16 protein-coding genes and 1 pseudogene are annotated in these 14,806 nt (G+C 71.0%); 9 read left to right on the top strand and 8 right to left on the bottom strand.

All coding sequences use genetic code 11. The features are described from left to right. A pseudogene (locus DLJ59_RS06640) lies at nucleotides 1–276 on the bottom strand (hypothetical protein); the annotation flags it as partial. Nucleotides 277–467: 191 nt separating this feature from the next. Between DLJ59_RS06640 and zwf the strand changes: the two are divergent. The 3 genes from zwf to DLJ59_RS37860 all read left to right on the top strand — a co-directional run bounded on the left by zwf (nucleotide 468) and on the right by DLJ59_RS37860 (nucleotide 3,612). Further along, nucleotides 468–1,847: a glucose-6-phosphate dehydrogenase gene (gene zwf / locus DLJ59_RS06635; RefSeq protein ID WP_124771616.1), complete on the top strand. Its 1,380-nt coding sequence runs from the start codon at nucleotides 468–470 to the stop codon at nucleotides 1,845–1,847. Between the two features lie 215 nt (nucleotides 1,848–2,062). Then, the gene (locus DLJ59_RS06630) at nucleotides 2,063–3,490 is read left to right on the top strand and encodes an OFA family MFS transporter (protein ID WP_124771615.1); all 1,428 of its coding nucleotides are present in this window, start codon (nucleotides 2,063–2,065) and stop codon (nucleotides 3,488–3,490) included. Next, nucleotides 3,487–3,612: an MFS transporter small subunit gene (locus DLJ59_RS37860; protein ID WP_256442137.1), complete on the top strand. Its 126-nt coding sequence runs from the start codon at nucleotides 3,487–3,489 to the stop codon at nucleotides 3,610–3,612. The genes DLJ59_RS06630 and DLJ59_RS37860 overlap by 4 nt, the downstream gene beginning before the upstream one ends. Before the next feature lie 41 nt (nucleotides 3,613–3,653). On the opposite strand, the gene DLJ59_RS06625 is transcribed toward DLJ59_RS37860, so the two are convergent. Continuing rightward, nucleotides 3,654–4,382 carry an SDR family NAD(P)-dependent oxidoreductase gene (locus DLJ59_RS06625; RefSeq protein WP_124771614.1) on the bottom strand — a complete coding sequence of 243 codons (729 nt, stop codon included), beginning with the start codon at nucleotides 4,380–4,382 and terminating at the stop codon, nucleotides 3,654–3,656. Between the two features lie 227 nt (nucleotides 4,383–4,609). Between DLJ59_RS06625 and DLJ59_RS06620 the strand changes: the two genes are divergently transcribed. Beyond that, nucleotides 4,610–5,071, top strand: coding sequence for a peroxiredoxin (locus DLJ59_RS06620; protein WP_167493825.1), 462 nt, complete (start codon nucleotides 4,610–4,612; stop codon nucleotides 5,069–5,071). 83 nt (nucleotides 5,072–5,154) lie between these two features. Continuing rightward, a complete protein-coding gene (locus tag DLJ59_RS06615) occupies nucleotides 5,155–5,841 on the top strand; it encodes a hypothetical protein (protein ID WP_124771612.1) in 687 nt (228 codons plus the stop codon). A 6-nt stretch (nucleotides 5,842–5,847) separates the two neighbouring features. Here the strand turns inward: DLJ59_RS06615 and DLJ59_RS06610 are convergent, their stop codons facing one another. After that, nucleotides 5,848–6,300: a MarR family winged helix-turn-helix transcriptional regulator gene (locus tag DLJ59_RS06610; RefSeq protein WP_124771611.1), complete on the bottom strand. Its 453-nt coding sequence runs from the start codon at nucleotides 6,298–6,300 to the stop codon at nucleotides 5,848–5,850. 96 nt (nucleotides 6,301–6,396) lie between these two features. On the opposite strand from DLJ59_RS06610, the gene DLJ59_RS06605 reads away from it, so the two are divergent. After that, entirely contained in the window at nucleotides 6,397–6,858 is a 462-nt protein-coding gene (locus DLJ59_RS06605; RefSeq protein ID WP_124771610.1) for a MarR family winged helix-turn-helix transcriptional regulator, read from the top strand. 64 nt (nucleotides 6,859–6,922) lie between these two features. On the opposite strand, the gene DLJ59_RS06600 is transcribed toward DLJ59_RS06605, so the two are convergent. The 5 genes from DLJ59_RS06600 to DLJ59_RS06580 all read right to left on the bottom strand — a co-directional run bounded on the left by DLJ59_RS06600 (nucleotide 6,923) and on the right by DLJ59_RS06580 (nucleotide 12,222). After that, on the bottom strand, nucleotides 6,923–7,855 hold the full coding sequence (locus tag DLJ59_RS06600) for a CU044_5270 family protein (protein WP_124771609.1): 933 nt from the start codon (nucleotides 7,853–7,855) through the stop codon (nucleotides 6,923–6,925). Next, complete coding sequence (locus DLJ59_RS06595; protein WP_244235861.1) at nucleotides 7,852–8,436, bottom strand: RNA polymerase sigma factor; 585 nt, start codon at nucleotides 8,434–8,436, stop codon at nucleotides 7,852–7,854. Before DLJ59_RS06595 ends, DLJ59_RS06600 begins: the two co-directional genes overlap by 4 nt. Nucleotides 8,437–8,500: 64 nt before the next feature. Further along, on the bottom strand, nucleotides 8,501–9,688 hold the full coding sequence (locus DLJ59_RS06590) for a GNAT family N-acetyltransferase (RefSeq protein ID WP_208648571.1): 1,188 nt from the start codon (nucleotides 9,686–9,688) through the stop codon (nucleotides 8,501–8,503). Between the two features lie 107 nt (nucleotides 9,689–9,795). Further along, entirely contained in the window at nucleotides 9,796–10,794 is a 999-nt protein-coding gene (gene cydB, locus DLJ59_RS06585) for a cytochrome d ubiquinol oxidase subunit II (RefSeq protein ID WP_124771608.1), read from the bottom strand. Between the two features lie 15 nt (nucleotides 10,795–10,809). Continuing rightward, nucleotides 10,810–12,222 (bottom strand): cytochrome ubiquinol oxidase subunit I, encoded by a 1,413-nt coding sequence (locus DLJ59_RS06580; protein ID WP_167493824.1) that lies wholly within the window; start codon nucleotides 12,220–12,222, stop codon nucleotides 10,810–10,812. A gap of 152 nt (nucleotides 12,223–12,374) precedes the next feature. On the opposite strand from DLJ59_RS06580, the gene DLJ59_RS06575 reads away from it, so the two are divergent. Genes DLJ59_RS06575 through DLJ59_RS06565 form a run of 3 tightly spaced genes read left to right on the top strand, consistent with a single transcriptional unit; the run spans nucleotide 12,375 to nucleotide 14,783 of the window. Continuing rightward, a complete protein-coding gene (locus DLJ59_RS06575) occupies nucleotides 12,375–13,142 on the top strand; it encodes a lysophospholipid acyltransferase family protein (RefSeq protein WP_124771606.1) in 768 nt (255 codons plus the stop codon). Between the two features lie 55 nt (nucleotides 13,143–13,197). After that, entirely contained in the window at nucleotides 13,198–13,773 is a 576-nt protein-coding gene (locus tag DLJ59_RS06570; protein ID WP_124771605.1) for a TetR/AcrR family transcriptional regulator, read from the top strand. A gap of 50 nt (nucleotides 13,774–13,823) precedes the next feature. Then, complete coding sequence (locus DLJ59_RS06565; RefSeq protein ID WP_124771604.1) at nucleotides 13,824–14,783, top strand: SDR family NAD(P)-dependent oxidoreductase; 960 nt, start codon at nucleotides 13,824–13,826, stop codon at nucleotides 14,781–14,783. The last annotated feature ends 23 nt before the right edge of the window (nucleotides 14,784–14,806 follow it).

The following is a 14,806-nucleotide window of genomic DNA, read 5'->3' as shown; positions in this document are numbered from 1 at the left end:
CAGTGTGGTGGCGAGTTGGTGGCCGATGTTCCAGGCTGCGGTTGAGCCGGGGGTGGTGCGGATGACGGTCAGGGGGGTGATGCGGAAGGTGTTGTGCGTGTCGGGTCGGGTTTCGACGGGTGCGGGGATGACGTCGCTGAGCTGTCGGGCTGGTGTGGTGGGTGCCGTGGCGGCGGCGGGCGCGGCGGGCAGGATTACTGGTAGCGCGAGTGCGGCTATGGCCAGCAGCCGTGCGGTGGTGTGTCGGCGACGCACTGTACCTCCAGGCCTCGTCATGATCGACCTTCGTCGATTAGACTCGCAGGCTACCGGCGCCCGGCCTGTACTGTAAACCTTCCTTAACATAAGGGCGTGTCGAGACAGCGTTGTCACCGACCTCACGTGTGCCGCTCGCTGGGGAATTCCCGGAGCGGGTCGTGCGGTTGTCCGTTCGGAAGATCAGAAGCACATGATCGAATGGAAGTGCCATGCGCATGCGCTCAGACGCGGTAGTGCTGTTCGGCGTCACGGGAGATCTCGTCTCGAAGAAGCTGTTCCCGGCGCTGTACGAGTTGACCCGGCGCGACCGCCTCGACGTCCCGGTGATCGGCGTGGCCCGCTCCCCCTGGGATGATCAGCAGCTGGTCACCATGGCCCGCAAGTCCGTCACCGAGGCCAATGACGAGATCGACGACGAGACCTTCGATCGGCTGGCGGACAACCTTTCGATGATCTCTGGCAACTACGCGGACCCGGTGACGTACCAGCGGCTGGCTGAGCGGCTGCGCGACGCCGAGCGGCCGGTCTTCTACCTGGCGATCCCTCCGGCGGTGTTCGGCGCCGTCGTCGAGGGTCTGGCGGCCGTGGGTCTGGCCGACCGGGGTCGGGTGATCGTGGAGAAGCCGTTCGGGCGTGACCTGCAGTCCTCCCGCGAGCTGGATCGCACGCTGGGCGCGGCCTTCGCACCGGAGCGGGTGTTCCGCATCGACCACTACCTGGGCAAGGAAGCCGTCGAGGGTCTCTACGCCTTCCGGTTCGCCAACCGGCTGTTCGAGCCGTTGTGGAACAACGAGCACATCGACAACATCCAGGTGACCCTCGCCGAGGCTTTCGGCACGCAGGGCCGGGCCGGCTTCTACGACACGGTGGGCGCGACCCGCGACGTGCTGCAGAACCACATCCTGCAGGTCGTCGCGCTCATCGCGATGGAAGCGCCGGCCAGCGAGGACACCGTGGCGTTCCGGGAGGCGGAGGCCGCGGTGCTGCGGCAGATCGCGCCGCTGTCGCCGGAGTCCACGGTCCGGGGGCAGTACGCCGGCTACCGCGACGAGCCGGGCGTGGCGGCGGATTCGAACACGGAGACGTTCGTGGCGACCCGGTTGACTGTCGACTCCCCCCGCTGGGCGGGGGTGCCGTTCTACCTGCGCACCGGCAAGTCCCTGCCGGGGACGGCCACGGAGGTCGTGGTCGAGTTCAAGCAGCCGCAGCGCGCGTTGATTCCGGCCGAGCGGGGCACGGCGGGGGTCGCGAACCTGTTGCGTTTCCGCCTGGGGCGCGGTGACGGCATCACCATGTCGATCCAGGCGAAGAGCCCGGGCGCCGAGGTGGCGAGCCGGCCGGTGGACCTGTCCGTCGACTTCGGGGCGGCTTTCGGTCGCCGCCAGGAGGCGTACGAGCGGCTGCTCGACGACGCGATGGACGGGCAGCACCTGCGCTTCGCGCGGGCCGAGACGATCGAGCAGGAGTGGCGCATCGTCGAGCCGATCCTGGATCTGCCGACGGCGGTGCAGACGTACGAGAAGGGCAGTTGGGGTCCGGCGGACGGCGACGCGCTGGCCGGCGGCTGGCACACCCCGGCCGTGCGGTAGAGCGCACGCTGCGTGATCGACTCGGTTTTCCGGTATGTCGCGGTGTCCGGCCCGGTGGGACACCGCGACTTTCAGGAAGCGGAGTCGATTCCGGGGCTGACTGACCGCTCAGCTCAGCGGAGCGACCGTCCGGCGACGGTGAGGTTTGCCGTTTACGACTGATCTGGGCACGTTGGGGGCGACGTTTCTCGTCCTCGTCGGAGAGGAAGCAGCGCATGCTTTCCGCACTCGATCGTCGGCACACCGTCGCGCCGCCCGGCTACAGCCGGTGGCTCATCCCGCCGGCGGCGTTGGCCATCCACCTCTGTATCGGTCAGGTCTACGCCACCAGCGTCTACAAGAACTCCCTGATCGCCCACTTCGACACCAGCCAGACGGCGATCGGGGTGATCTTCAGCATCGCGATCGTGATGCTCGGGTTGTCCGCCGCGGTCGCCGGGACCTGGGTGGAGGCGAACGGGCCGCGCAAGGCCATGTTCGTCTCGGCCTGTTTCTGGGCGGCGGGTTTCCTGGTGGGCTCGCTGGGCATCGCCACGAAGCAACTGTGGCTGCTGTATCTGGGCTACGGGCTGCTCGGCGGCATCGGGCTGGGCATCGGCTACATCTCCCCCGTGTCCACCCTGATCAAGTGGTTCCCGGACCGGCCAGGGCTGGCCACGGGGCTGGCGATCATGGGGTTCGGTGGCGGGGCGATGGTCGCCTCTCCCCTGTCGCGGCAACTGTTGTCGTTCTACGACGCCGGCTACGACCCGGCCAACGCGGGTTCGACGGCGTCGGGCAGCGCCCTGGTATGGCTGTTCGTGACGCTCGGCCTGGGCTACTTCGTGATCATGATGTTCGGGGTGGCGAACGTGCGGGTGCCGGCGCAGGGCTGGCGTCCGCCCGGCTTCGACCCGGCGAGTGTGGCGGCGAAGCCGCTGGTCACCACGGCGAACGTGTCGGCGGCGAACGCGGTGAAGACCCGCTCGTTCTGGCTGCTGTGGGTGGTGCTGTTCTGCAACGTGACAGCGGGCATCGGCATCCTGGAACAGGCCAGCCCGATGATCCAGGACTTCTTCCGCGACAACGGCACCTCGACGGTGACCGTCGCGGCGGCCGGCGGGTTCGTGGGTCTGCTGTCGCTGTTCAACATGGCCGGCCGGTTCGCGTGGTCGTCCACCTCGGACGTCATCGGCCGCAAACCGATCTACCTGGTGTACCTGGGTGTCGGCATGGTGCTGTACGCGTTGCTGGCGTTCGTCGGGCAGACCTCGACGGCGCTGTTCGTGCTGTTGGCCTGCGTGATCCTGTCGTTCTACGGCGGTGGGTTCGCGACCGCGCCGGCGTACCTGCGGGACCTGTTCGGCACCTTCCAGGTCGGTGCGATCCACGGTCGGCTGCTGACCGCCTGGTCGGCGGCGGGGATCGCGGGTCCGCTGATCGTCAACGGGTTCCTCGACGCGCAGGGCGAGCCGGGTTCGCTGACGGCCGCGGCGTACCGCCCGGCGCTGTTCACGATGGTGGCGGTGTTGGCCGTGGGCTTCGCGGCGAACCTGCTGGTGCGGCCGGTGCCGCAGCGCTACCACGAACCACCGGAGCAGCACCCGGAACAGAGCGCGGAACGAGACGACGACACGACGGCGCAGAGGAGTGGCACGCGATGAGTGAGGACAGCCGGCCCGGGCAGCAGGCCCGGTTGTGGATCTCCTGGTTGGTGGTGGCGGCGCTGCTCGGCTACGGGGTCGCGCAGACCGTCGTGACCGCGGCGAAGCTGTTCACCCACTGAGGTGCGTGCGGGGTGCCGCGCGACGGCACCCCGCAGCACGCTCAGAGACCGCCGGAGACGCGCAGCACGGTCCCGGTGGCGTACGAGGCGTCCGGGCCGAGCAGCCAGGCGATGGCCGCGGCGATCTCGTCGGGTTCGCCGGCGCGGCCCAGCGGGATCCGAGCGACGGCCGAGTCGGCGCGGTCGGGCACCCCGGAGTCGGCGTGGATGTCGGTGCGCACGATGCCGGGGGCGACCGCGTTGACCCGGATGCCCTTCGGGGCGAGTTCCTTGGCCAGGCCGACGGTGAGGGTGTCGGTGGCGGCCTTCACGGCGGCGTAGTGCACGTACTCCCCCGGGCTGCCGAGGGTCGCCGCCGCCGACGAGACGTTGACGATCGCCCCACCGTCGGTGAGCCGCCGGGCGGCCTGCTGGGCGCAGAGGACGTAGCCGACGAGGTTGACGTCGACGACGCGGCGCAGGTCCTCGACGCGCAGCTCGGTGAAGGGCCCGATGAGGCTGGTGACGCCGGCGTTGTTGACCAGGCCGGTGAGCGGGCCGAGCTCGGCGGCCGCGTCGAACAGGGCGCGCACCTGCTCGGGGTCGGTGGTGTCGGCGCGTACCGCGATGGCCTGTGCTCCGGCGGCCCGCAGGTCGGCCAGGACGGCGGTGGCGGCGGCCTCGTCGCGGCGGTAACACAGGGCGACGTGATGGCCGGCGGTGGCGAGCCGGCGGGCGGTGGCCGCGCCGATGCCCCGGCCGCCGCCGGTGATGACGGTGACGGGTGCCACGGTGCCTCCCAGTGTCTGCGCAAGGACTGCGCCGACGCTACCGCGACCGGCGCGGGCCGGTCGTCGAGAGGAGAGTCACATGCGGCGGGCGTTGGTGCTCGGCGGTGGCGGGGTGACCGCGGGCCGGGGGAACCCGGGCCGACGAGGTGACGGCGCTCTGGGCGTGATCGCTTACGCTCACCGCGCGGTCGATCGGGCAGCGGTCGATCCGGCGATGGAGGTGCGCGGTGGCGGGTGTCGGTGTCGGCGACGTGGTGCAGGATTTCGAGCTGCCGGATGAGACGGGCACGCCGCGGCGACTGTCGGAGTTCCTGGCGGCCGGGCCGGTGGTGCTGTTCTTCTACCCGGCGGCGATGACGCGGGGGTGCACCGCGGAGAGCTGCCACTTCCGCGACCTCGCGGCGGAGTTCACGGCGTTGGGCGCGTCGCGGGTGGGCATCAGCCGGGATCCGGTGGCGAAGCAGGCCGAGTTCTCGAAGCTGCACGGCTTCGACTATCCGCTGCTGTCGGACGTGGACGGCGCGGTGGCGCAGCAGTTCGGGGTCAAGCGGCGGGTGCCGTTGGGGCCGTTGAGCATGAAGCGGATGACGTTCGTGATCGGCGCCGACCGGCGGGTCATCGAGGTGATCCACAGTGAGGTGAGCATGAACGATCACGCGGACCGGGCGCTGCGGGCGCTGGGCGGCTGAGCGGGTGTGAACCCCGTGCGGCGGGTGTCGCAGCCGGCTGGTATCAAGACAGCAATCAAACAGGTGTACGGAAGAGGGTTGTGATGGATGCCGGCCAGGGTTTGTCCACTAGCGAGGTGCAGAGCATCCGGGAGGCGTTGGCGGCCGGGCGCAAGCCGCGGGTGGTGTTCACCGCGGCGGCGGGGCAGATCGCCGGTCAGGTCGGTCAGGTGATCGAGCTGACCGACCCGGAGGTGTCCGACGAGTTCGTGGTGGTGCGCTTCGGCCGCGACGAGTTGCCGTTCTCCCCCGCCGACCTGGCGGTGGCGCCCAAGGGTGCCGGCCGTCGGGTGGTGGAGCCGAAGTCGGAGCCCGAGCCGGAGGCGCCGCCCGCGGTGGCCGCGCCGGAGTTCGTGTTGGACACGCCGCGGGTGCCCGCGCAGCGACAGGAGGAGCCGAAGGTGGAACAGACGGAGAAGCCGCCGGCGCGGCGGGCGGTCAAGGCCGTCAAGCCGAAGGGGCCCGCGGGTCTCACCGTGACCCTGGCGTACGCCGACGGTGAGTGGACCGTCGCCGCGCAGCAGGGCAGCAAGGCCCTCGCGAAGCCGTACGTGGTGAAGCCGGCGGAGGCGTTGAAGATGGTGGCGTTGGTCGACGTGCCGGGGGTGCAGGAGGCGGTGGAGCAGATCCTCGGCACCGAGCGGGCTGAGGCGGAGCAGCAGGCCGAGAAGCTGCGCGCCGAGCTGGCCGAGATCGAGGCCCGGCTGGCGGAGCTGCGCGAGGCCCGCTGAGGCGGGTCAGTGCCGGCTGTGGTGGTGCAGCAGGCGGGTGAGCAGTCGGGTCAGCTGTTCGCGCTCGGTGCCGGACAGTGGGGCGAGCAGGTCGGCTTGCGCGCGCTCGACTGTCGCGGCCATCCGGCGCGCCTCGTCGGTGCCGGCGTCGGTGATGCTGATGACGTTGCGGCGGCGATCGGCCGGGTCGGGGGCACGCACCACGAGCCCTCGACCGGCCAGGTCGTTGATGGCGGCCACCACGTCGCTGCGGTCGATGCCGCAGCGCCGGCCGAGGTCGGCCTGGCTCGCCGGCCCGTCCTCGGCCAGGGTGGCGAGCAGCCGGTAGTGGTAGCCGCGCAGGTCGTGCGCGGCGAAGCCCTCGCTGAGTAGGCGGGCGGCGTGGCTGGCGGTCTGGTTGAGCAGCCAGCTGGGGGTGGTGCTGAGCCCGGCGGGTGACTGCGGGGCCGTGTGATCCATGGGCGCAGCCTACCAGGAATCGTTGGCGCGACCCACGATCAGATGTTACGTTGGCTCAACCAACGTTGGTCCGGCCAACGTATTGAAGGAGGCGTCATGTCCACTGTCCCCACCCTCAACGGTCAGGTCATCGGCCAGGCCCACTACGCCACGCGGGCCCTGCTCGAACGGGCCGTCGCTCCCCTCGGCGTCACGTTCAACCAGGTGCTCGCCCTCAACGTCCTTGCCAACGGCCCGGTGGACCCCGCCCACCTCACGCACCGGGTCACCAGCACACTCAAGGTCGACGAGTCGGCCGTGCGCCAGGTGGTCGACCAACTCGTCGACGCCGGCCTCGCGCAGGTCGACGGCGCGTCCACCGCGACCGGCGGCGACGAGCCACGGCTGGCGCTCACCGACACCGGTCGCGCCACGCAGCGCAGCGTCGTCGCCGCCGTCGCCGACCTCGGCGCCCGGCTGTACGCGGAGATCCCCACCGACGAGGCCAGCACGGCAGCGCGGGTGCTCACCATCGTCACCCAACGCGCGAACGCCGAGCTGGCGGCGATAGCGGCCTGACTGAACGCCACCACCGGGCGGCCGGCGTCCAGGACACGGAGCCTGGGGCCGGCCCCCGGACCACCTACCGCTCCGGGCGCTGCCCGAGCTCAGAGACCACCGCCCGTTGCAGCACCGCGGTCGTGCCCAGCACCGTCCCGGCCGGGCCGTCGACGGTGTCCGCCACGAGATAGCTGCGCTCACCGAGGTAGTCGAAGGTCTGCTCATCGAAGATCCACTCGTCGCGGCGGCTCCGCTCGGTGTGCGCGACGGCTATCCCCCGCCGCCCGGCCGCGTCGGCGACCCCGCGCACCACCTCGACCCCGGGGATCTTCGCCGCCGCCCGGTAGAGCGCGGCGCTCGTGTCCGGCGGCACCAACGACTCGCGCAGAATGTCGCCGATCGCGGTGAACGCCGCGCCGTCGCGACTGTTGCCCCGGCCCCGCTGCTGGCGTTCCCGGTACAGCTTCGCCAGCAGGGCGTCCGGATCCTCGGGCAGGTCGACCAGCGCCGCGTTCGGCGTCACGTCCGTGAGCGTCTCGCGCTGCGGGATCACACCGACGATCGGAGCGTGGAAGAACGGCTGCTGCAGCAGGCCGTCACCCCGCTCGTCTCGGGGGATCCAGATCTCCCGCTCGTGCACCGGTCGCAGCCGGGCCGGGCCGTCACCGAGCTCGGCGAAGGCACCCCGGCTCCTGATGTAGACGTACCCGCCCTCGCCGGACGGTGGCCCCGCCTTGTCGGTGGCCACCGCGGCCATCCGGTTCAGCAGCAGTGACGCCCCGACGCGTTCCCCCTGCTCGACCGGGACGATCAGTGGCGCGCTGTCCGGCGACCACGGCTGGGCGATCATCCCGGCCGCGACCGCGACGGTCAGCACGCCCGCCACCGGCGCGAGCACCCGCATCCGTCGTTGCCGCCGCGACGGCCGCCGGACCTCGGTCAACAGATGATGCCGCAGTGCCTGTCGGCGCATCGCCGGCAGGGCCGGCACGGGCGGGGCGATGTGCTCTCTCATCGGTACTCTCCCTGCTCGACGGTGATCATCCGGTTGCCGGCCAACTCCTGCTGCGCCAGCGCTCGCAGCCGGGTCCGGGCCCGCGACAGTCGGGAACGCACGGTCCCGACGGGTACGCCCAGCGCCTCGGCCGCCGCCGCGTAGTCGAGTTGCGACCACACGCAGAGCAGGAACACCTCCCGGTCGGCGCGGCGCAACGCCCTCAGTCCCGCCAGGGCGGCGGCCACCTGGGCGGCGTCGTGCATCCGGTCGACCACCGCGTCGGCGAAGTCCGGGACGGTGTCGCGTACCGGCAGCCGCCGCAACGCCTCCCGGTGCCGGCGTGCCGCCCGCCGGCGATTGCGCAGGACGTTGGTCGCGATCCCGAGCAGCCACGGCCGCAGACTGTCCCCGTCCGAGCGCAGGGATTCGCGGATTCGCCACGCCTCGAGGAAGGTCAGCGACACCACGTCCTCGGCGTGCGCCGGATCGCTTCCGCTCCACAGCGCATGCCGATGAACGGCGTCGGCGTGCTGGTCGAAGAGCTCACCCAACGCATCGGAGTCTCCGGCCCGGATCCGGGCCCGCATCTCGGCTGTCACACCTGTATCTGTCCGCTGCCGCCGCGCAGTTCCCACTTCAAAGGAGGAAACCATCGGCCGCCGGTCAGAAGTAGTCGAGCAACTGCGCAGGCCCGCCGGAGGCCAGGAGGTCGAGCGCGCCCGGGTCGACACCCGGGCTGTGGTGCAGCAGGCCGGCCTGCGCGACCGACCGGGCCAACGCGGCCCCGGCGTAGAGCAGCGCGAAACCGCGAACGTCCAACCGCAGGTCCGCCTCGCCGCCGACGCGGGTCAGCTCGGCGGCGCCGTCGGCGACCGCCAACCGCCACGTGCCATTGTTCCAGTCGGCGAGCGGGTCGGTGAGGTGGAAGTCGACGGCACCCCGGGCGTGGGCGGGCCACCCCCGTGCGCTGACCGCCCGCGCCACATCCACCGGCCGGTGCATCCACAGGTCCCGCTCGTGCTCGCGGGCCGACTCCAACGGCAGATGGACGCTGACCGCGTCCCCGTCGAGCGGGCACAGCCGCAGGGTCGGCGCGACGCTGGCCCAACTGCCGAGCACCCCGACGAGTTCCCGGGCGGCCTCGGCGGTGACGGCCAGGGCCTCGTCGACGGTGAGCACCGAATCGGCCCCGTAGCCGCGGCCCCGCTGCCAGGTGGCGTAACCGACCAGCTCGCCGTCGGCCTCCACCAGGGTGACGCCGTCGCCGGGCAGGCCGCGGTCGGCGGCGTCGAACAGCTCACCCCGGCGGGTCAGCAGGCCGTTGCGGTGCCGGGTGACCCGCTCGTACAGGGCGCCGACGGCCGGCAGGTCGGCCACGGTGCCGGCCCGGACGGTGAGGTGCGACGCGGGCCGGTGCCGGGGCAACGCGGCGGTGGCCAGATCGACGGTGCGCAGCACCCCGGCGGCCTCCCACCCGCAGGCCCGGTACGGGGCGGAGACGGTCGGATAGAGCGCGCTGATCGCCGCCTGACGGTCGCGGGCACCGCGCAGCAGCGCGGTGAGCAGGGCCCGCGCCACGCCACGACCACGGGCCTCGGGGGCGACCGCCACCCCGCCCACATCGGCGGCCGGCACCGCCCGCCCGGACCACCACTGGTCGTGGTGCAGGTCGACAGCCTTGCCGACGAGCCGACCGGCGTCGTCGAACGCGCCGTAACGGGTCAGCCCGGGCACCGGCGCGGACGCGGACGCCGGGCGCTGCGCGTCGGAGCCGAACGCGAACCGGCCCAGCTCCCAGGCGGCGTCGAGGTCGTCGGCGGTGAGTTCACGTACGTGCACAGTGGCGGGCATCGGCACACCGTAGCGACGGGGGGTCCGCACCGACAGCCGATTTACCGCCGGGGTACCGACCGTCGCTCTCCGGCTGGGAGGGCGCACCGCTTCGGAGCACCCGTCGGTCAGTGCTGCGGAATGTTGGCCACGCCGATGCGCTTGCGGAACACCCAGTACGTCCACCCCTGGTAGGCCAGCACGACCGGAGTGAAGATCACCGCCACCCAGGTCATGATCTTCAGGGTGTACGGGGTGGACGCGGCGTTGGTGGCCGTCAGCGTGCCGGCCGCGTCCAGGGTGGAGGGCAGCACGTTCGGGAACAACGCCGCGAACAGGGTCGCCACGGCCAGACCGATCGCCACGGCGGTGCCGGTGAACGCCCAGCCCTCGCGGCGTACCCGGGCGGCGGCGACAGCACCGAGCAGGGCGAGGGCCGCGCCGACGGCGAGCACGACGGCGGCCGCGCTGGAGCGGATGTCCAGCGTCCAGGTCAGGAATGCGACAGCGAGGACGGCCGCGCCCGCGCCCAGGCGCACCGCGAGGGCGCCCGCGCGCTCGCGGATGTCGCCGGTGGTCTTCAGGGCGAGGAACACCGCACCGTGGGTGAGGAACAGCGCGAGGGTGGTCGCGCCACCCAGCAGGGCGTACGGGTTGAGCAGGTCCAGCAGGCCGCCGACGTACTCGTGGTCGGCGTCCAGGGGCACGCCGCGCAGGATGTTGGCGAAGGCGACGCCCCACAGGATCGCCGGCAGCAGCGAACCGATGATGATCGCCGTGTCCCACCGGCGCTTCCAGGACGCCTCGGGACGCTTGTGCCGGTATTCGAAGGCGACTCCCCGGGCGATCAGGGCCAGCAGGATCAGCAGCAGCGGCAGGTAGAAGCCGGAGAAGAGGGTGGCGTACCACTCGGGGAAGGCGGCGAACATGGCGCCACCGGCGGTGATCAGCCAGACCTCGTTGCCGTCCCAGACCGGGCCGATGGTGTTGATCAGGACACGGCGTTCCCGGTCGTCGCGGCCGAGCACGGGCAGCAACATGCCGACGCCGAAGTCGAAGCCCTCCAGGATGAAGTACCCGGTGAAGAGCACGGCGATGAGGAGAAACCAGATGGTGGTGAGGTCCACGGCAGGCTCCGGTGATCAGTAGGCGAAGGCGAGCGGACGCTCGGCGTCGTCGGCGTCGTCGGTGGGGGGTTGCTCGCTGACGTCCGGCACGCCGGCCTTGGCGTAGCGCAGCAGCAGCTTGACCTCGATCACGGCGAGTGTGGCGTAGATCAGGGTGAACGCGGTGAAGGAGGTGAGCACCTCGGCCAGCGAGACGCTGCGGGAGACACCGTTTCGGGTGAGCATCTCGCCGAAGACGATCCACGGCTGGCGACCCATCTCGGTGAAGATCCAGCCGAAGGAGTTGGCCAACAGCGGCAGCACCGGCATGGCCAGCCCGGCGCGCAGCAGCCACTTGCTGCTCGGCGTGCGGCCCTTGCGCTGGGTCCAGAGCACCAGCAGGGCGATCGCGCCAGCCGCCAACCCGAAGGCGATCATGAAGCGGAAGCTCCAGTAGGTGACCGGGATGATCGGGGTGTAGCTGCCCGCGCCGTACTGGGTGGCGTACTGGGCCTGCAGGTCGTCGATGCCGTGCACAGTGCCGTTGGGGTCACCGGTGCCCAGGTACGACAGCAGGTACGGGATCTTGAGGGCGAACACCTCGCGGCTGCCGTCCAGGCTGCCGATGGTGAGCACGGAGAACGAGGCGGGGCTCTCGGTGGTGTAGAGGCCCTCGGCGGCGGCCATCTTCATCGGCTGCACGTCCGTCATGATCTTGCCCTGGATGTCGCCGGTGAACAGCACCGCGGCGGAGGCGATCAGGACCACCCAGGAGCCGAACTTCGTGGCGAAGCGGTACGCGCCGGTGTCGGCGGAGTCGCGGTTGCGGATGACGTGCCACAGGCCCACCGCGACGATCAGCGACCCGGCGACCAGGAATGAGCCGGCCAGGGTGTGGGGGAAGGTGATCAGGGCGACCTTGTTGGTCAGCACGGCGGGGAAGTCGGTCAGCTCGGCGCGTCCGCTGTCGGGGTTGATCCGGTAGCCGACCGGGTTCTGCATGAACGAGTTGGCCGCGAGGATGAAGTACGCGGACAGGTTGGTGCCGATCGCGGCGGCCCAGATGCTGGCCAGGTGCGCCCGCTTGGGCAGCCGGTCCCAGCCGAAGATCCACAGGCCGATGAAGGTGGATTCGAGGAAGAACGCGACAAGCGCCTCGATGGCCAGTGGCGCGCCGAAGATGTCGCCGACGAAGCGGGAGTAGTCGCTCCAGTTCATGCCGAACTGGAACTCCTGCACGATGCCGGTGACCACGCCCATGGCAAAGTTGATCAGGAACAGCTTGCCGTAGAACTTGGTGAGCTTGAGGTAGCGCTCGTTGCCGGTGCGGTGCCACATCGTCTGCAGGATGGCTACCAGCACGGACAGGCCGATGGTCAGCGGCACGAAGAGGAAGTGGTAGACGGTGGTGACACCGAACTGCCAACGGGCAACGTCCAAAGCGTCCACCTGACAACCCCCAACCATCCGTACTACGCGACGTAGTAAATACTACTGCCCGTCGTAGAAGGTTGGGTGGCCCGCACCCTCCCGGGACCAATGACCCTGATCACCCGACCCGCCCTCGCGGCCCCTCCACCGCGTGCGACGATGGCGCGCTGATGAACACCTCCACCTGGCAGCCGCCCCTGATCTGGCGCGCCGCCCTCCTGCTGGCCCGGGGCCTGGTCGGCCTGCTCGCCCGCCTCGAGGTCACCGGCGACGTCCCGGCGCACCTGCGGCGCGGCCCGCTGGTGCTGGCCGCCAACCACATCAGCCCGTTCGACCCGGTGGTCATGGCCGCCGCCTGTCAGACCCGCGGCATCGCCCCGCGGATCATGGCGACCGCCGGACTGTTCCGCGTCCCGCTGTTCGGCGCCGCCATGCGCCACGCCGGACACATCCGGGTCGACCGGGGCACCAGCGCCGTGCACCAGGCCCTCGACGACGCCGCCACGGCCGTCGCCCGCGGCTCGGTGATCCTCATCTACCCCGAGGGGCGCATCGGCCTGGACCCCGGCCTGTGGCCCGAACGCGGCAAGACCGGCGCCGCCCGCCTCGCCCTGGCCTGCGGCGCCCCGGTCGTCCCGGTCGCCCAGTGGGGCTCGCACGAGGTGCTGCCCTACCAGACGCCCCGCGGAATGCTGCGCGGCGTCGGCCGCTCCCTGTGGCGGCGGCCGGTGATCCGGGTGCACTTCGGCGCGCCCGTCGACCTGGGTGAGGCAACAGCCGCAAGCCCCGGCGCTGCCCGCCGGGCCACCGACCGGATCATCGACGCGCTCACCGACACCCTCGCGCCGCTGCGCCCCGACGAGCCGGACCTGCCGCGACACGTCGACCCCGGCCGCCCCACCGACCTCAGCCGTACCCACCGCCGTGACCCCGGCTGACCTTCCTGGCTAGACGAGTTAGACGAATTCTGGAAATCTGTCTAAGCTGTCTAGCGTGAGTACCGTTGACATGGTCACCCAGGACCCGAAGCGTGCCGCCGTCCTCACGGCGGCGGTCACGGTTTTCGGGCGTTACGGCTTCCAGAAGACGTCAATGGAGGCGGTCGCCAAGGCGGCCGGCATCTCCCGGCCCGGCCTGTATCTGATGTTCCCGAACAAGGAGCAGCTGTACCGGGCCACCATGCAGGGCGTCATGGAGCGCGCCCAGCAGGCCATGGAGGCGTGTCTCGCCGACCACTCGACGAGCTTCGACGAGCGGGTGGTGGCGGGGCTGGACGCGTTGATGGGCCCCTACATCGACACACAGATGGCCCGCGACCTCAACGAGCTGCTGGAGAACAGCGAGCCTCAACTGGGCTCGATGTTCCACGACTATCAGGTGCGGGCTCAGGCGACACTGCGCACCCACATCGACGCCACCGCTCCGGGCGAGCTGCTCGACCACGAGCGGACCGCGGACGACGTCATGGACCTGCTCTTCTCCGCCGCGCTTACCTGGAAGTCGACCTCGACCTCCAGGGACGAGTTCCGCGACCGGATCCGCCGCGCACTGCGGCTGCTCCACCACTGAGGCACCGTTCCCCGCGCAACGACGATTTTCCGCACCCAAGGAGTTCCGAAATGTCACGAATCATCACCCCTTACTCTGCTCGGTCGACCGCCGCCGAGGTGATCGCCGGCATCGACCTCAGCGGCCAGCGGGCTGTGGTCACCGGCGGCGCGTCCGGGATCGGCTTGGAAACCGCCCGGGCCCTCGCCGACGCCGGCGCCGAGGTGACGTTGGCCGTCCGCGACACCGCCGCCGGTGAGCGCGCCGCCACCGACATCACAGCCGGCGGAGCGCCCGGCAAGGTCCGGGTCGACCACCTCGACCTGGCCGACCGCACCTCCATCGACGCCTTCGTGACCGGTTGGACCGGCCCGCTGCACATCCTGGTCAACAACGCCGGCGTCATGGCCCTACCGGAGTTGACCAGGACCGCCGAGGGCTGGGAGGCGCAGTTCGCGATCAACCACCTCGGTCACGCCGCGCTGACTCTGGGTCTGCACGACGCACTCGCCGCCGCCCACGGCGCCCGGGTCGTCGTCGTCAGCTCCTCGGCCCACCAGCAGTCCCCGGTCGTCTTCGACGACATCCACTTCACCGCCCGGCCCTACGAGGCGTGGTCGGCCTACGGCCAGTCGAAGACCGCCACCATCCTGTTCACCGTCGCCCTGGCCAAAAGGTGGGCCGCCGATGGCATCACCGCCAACGCCCTGCACCCCGGCGGCATCATGACCAACCTGCAACGGCACCTCGACGACGCGCAGTTGCGCTGGGTCGGCGCGCTCGACGAGCAGGGCAACCGCCTGGGGGTACCGCCGGGCTGGAAGACCCCCCAGCAGGGCGCGGCCACGTCGGTCCTGCTGGCCGCCGGCCCCGAGGTCGAGGGTGTGACCGGCCGCTACTTCGAGGACGGCAACGAGGCCCAGGTCATCGCCGAACCGACCGACGGCAGGAGCGGCGTGCTCCCGTACGCCCTCGATGACAAGAACGCGGACCTTCTCTGGGACGAGACAATCCGGCTCCTGGAGGGCTGACCGGTACGGCTCAGGTGCCCGGG

Origin of the sequence: Micromonospora inaquosa (assembly GCF_003857055.1) — a bacterium.
In the GTDB taxonomy this organism is placed as follows: Bacteria; Actinomycetota; Actinomycetes; order Mycobacteriales; family Micromonosporaceae; genus Micromonospora; species Micromonospora inaquosa.
This window is presented reverse-complemented; position numbering and strand designations above follow the sequence as displayed.

What these genes read in the sequence shown, in the direction of transcription:
- zwf (WP_124771616.1), top strand. Translation starts at nt 468, where the DNA reads ATGCGCATGCGCTCAGACGCGGTAGTGCTGTTCGGCGTCACGGGAGAT.
- DLJ59_RS06575 (WP_124771606.1), top strand. Translation starts at nt 12,375, where the DNA reads ATGAACACCTCCACCTGGCAGCCGCCCCTGATCTGGCGCGCCGCCCTC.
- DLJ59_RS06590 (WP_208648571.1), bottom strand. Translation starts at nt 9,688, where the DNA reads ATGCCCGCCACTGTGCACGTACGTGAACTCACCGCCGACGACCTCGAC.
- DLJ59_RS06605 (WP_124771610.1), top strand. Translation starts at nt 6,397, where the DNA reads ATGTCCACTGTCCCCACCCTCAACGGTCAGGTCATCGGCCAGGCCCAC.
- DLJ59_RS06565 (WP_124771604.1), top strand. Translation starts at nt 13,824, where the DNA reads ATGTCACGAATCATCACCCCTTACTCTGCTCGGTCGACCGCCGCCGAG.
- DLJ59_RS06600 (WP_124771609.1), bottom strand. Translation starts at nt 7,855, where the DNA reads ATGAGAGAGCACATCGCCCCGCCCGTGCCGGCCCTGCCGGCGATGCGC.
- DLJ59_RS06610 (WP_124771611.1), bottom strand. Translation starts at nt 6,300, where the DNA reads ATGGATCACACGGCCCCGCAGTCACCCGCCGGGCTCAGCACCACCCCC.
- DLJ59_RS06630 (WP_124771615.1), top strand. Translation starts at nt 2,063, where the DNA reads ATGCTTTCCGCACTCGATCGTCGGCACACCGTCGCGCCGCCCGGCTAC.
- DLJ59_RS37860 (WP_256442137.1), top strand. Translation starts at nt 3,487, where the DNA reads ATGAGTGAGGACAGCCGGCCCGGGCAGCAGGCCCGGTTGTGGATCTCC.
- DLJ59_RS06615 (WP_124771612.1), top strand. Translation starts at nt 5,155, where the DNA reads ATGGATGCCGGCCAGGGTTTGTCCACTAGCGAGGTGCAGAGCATCCGG.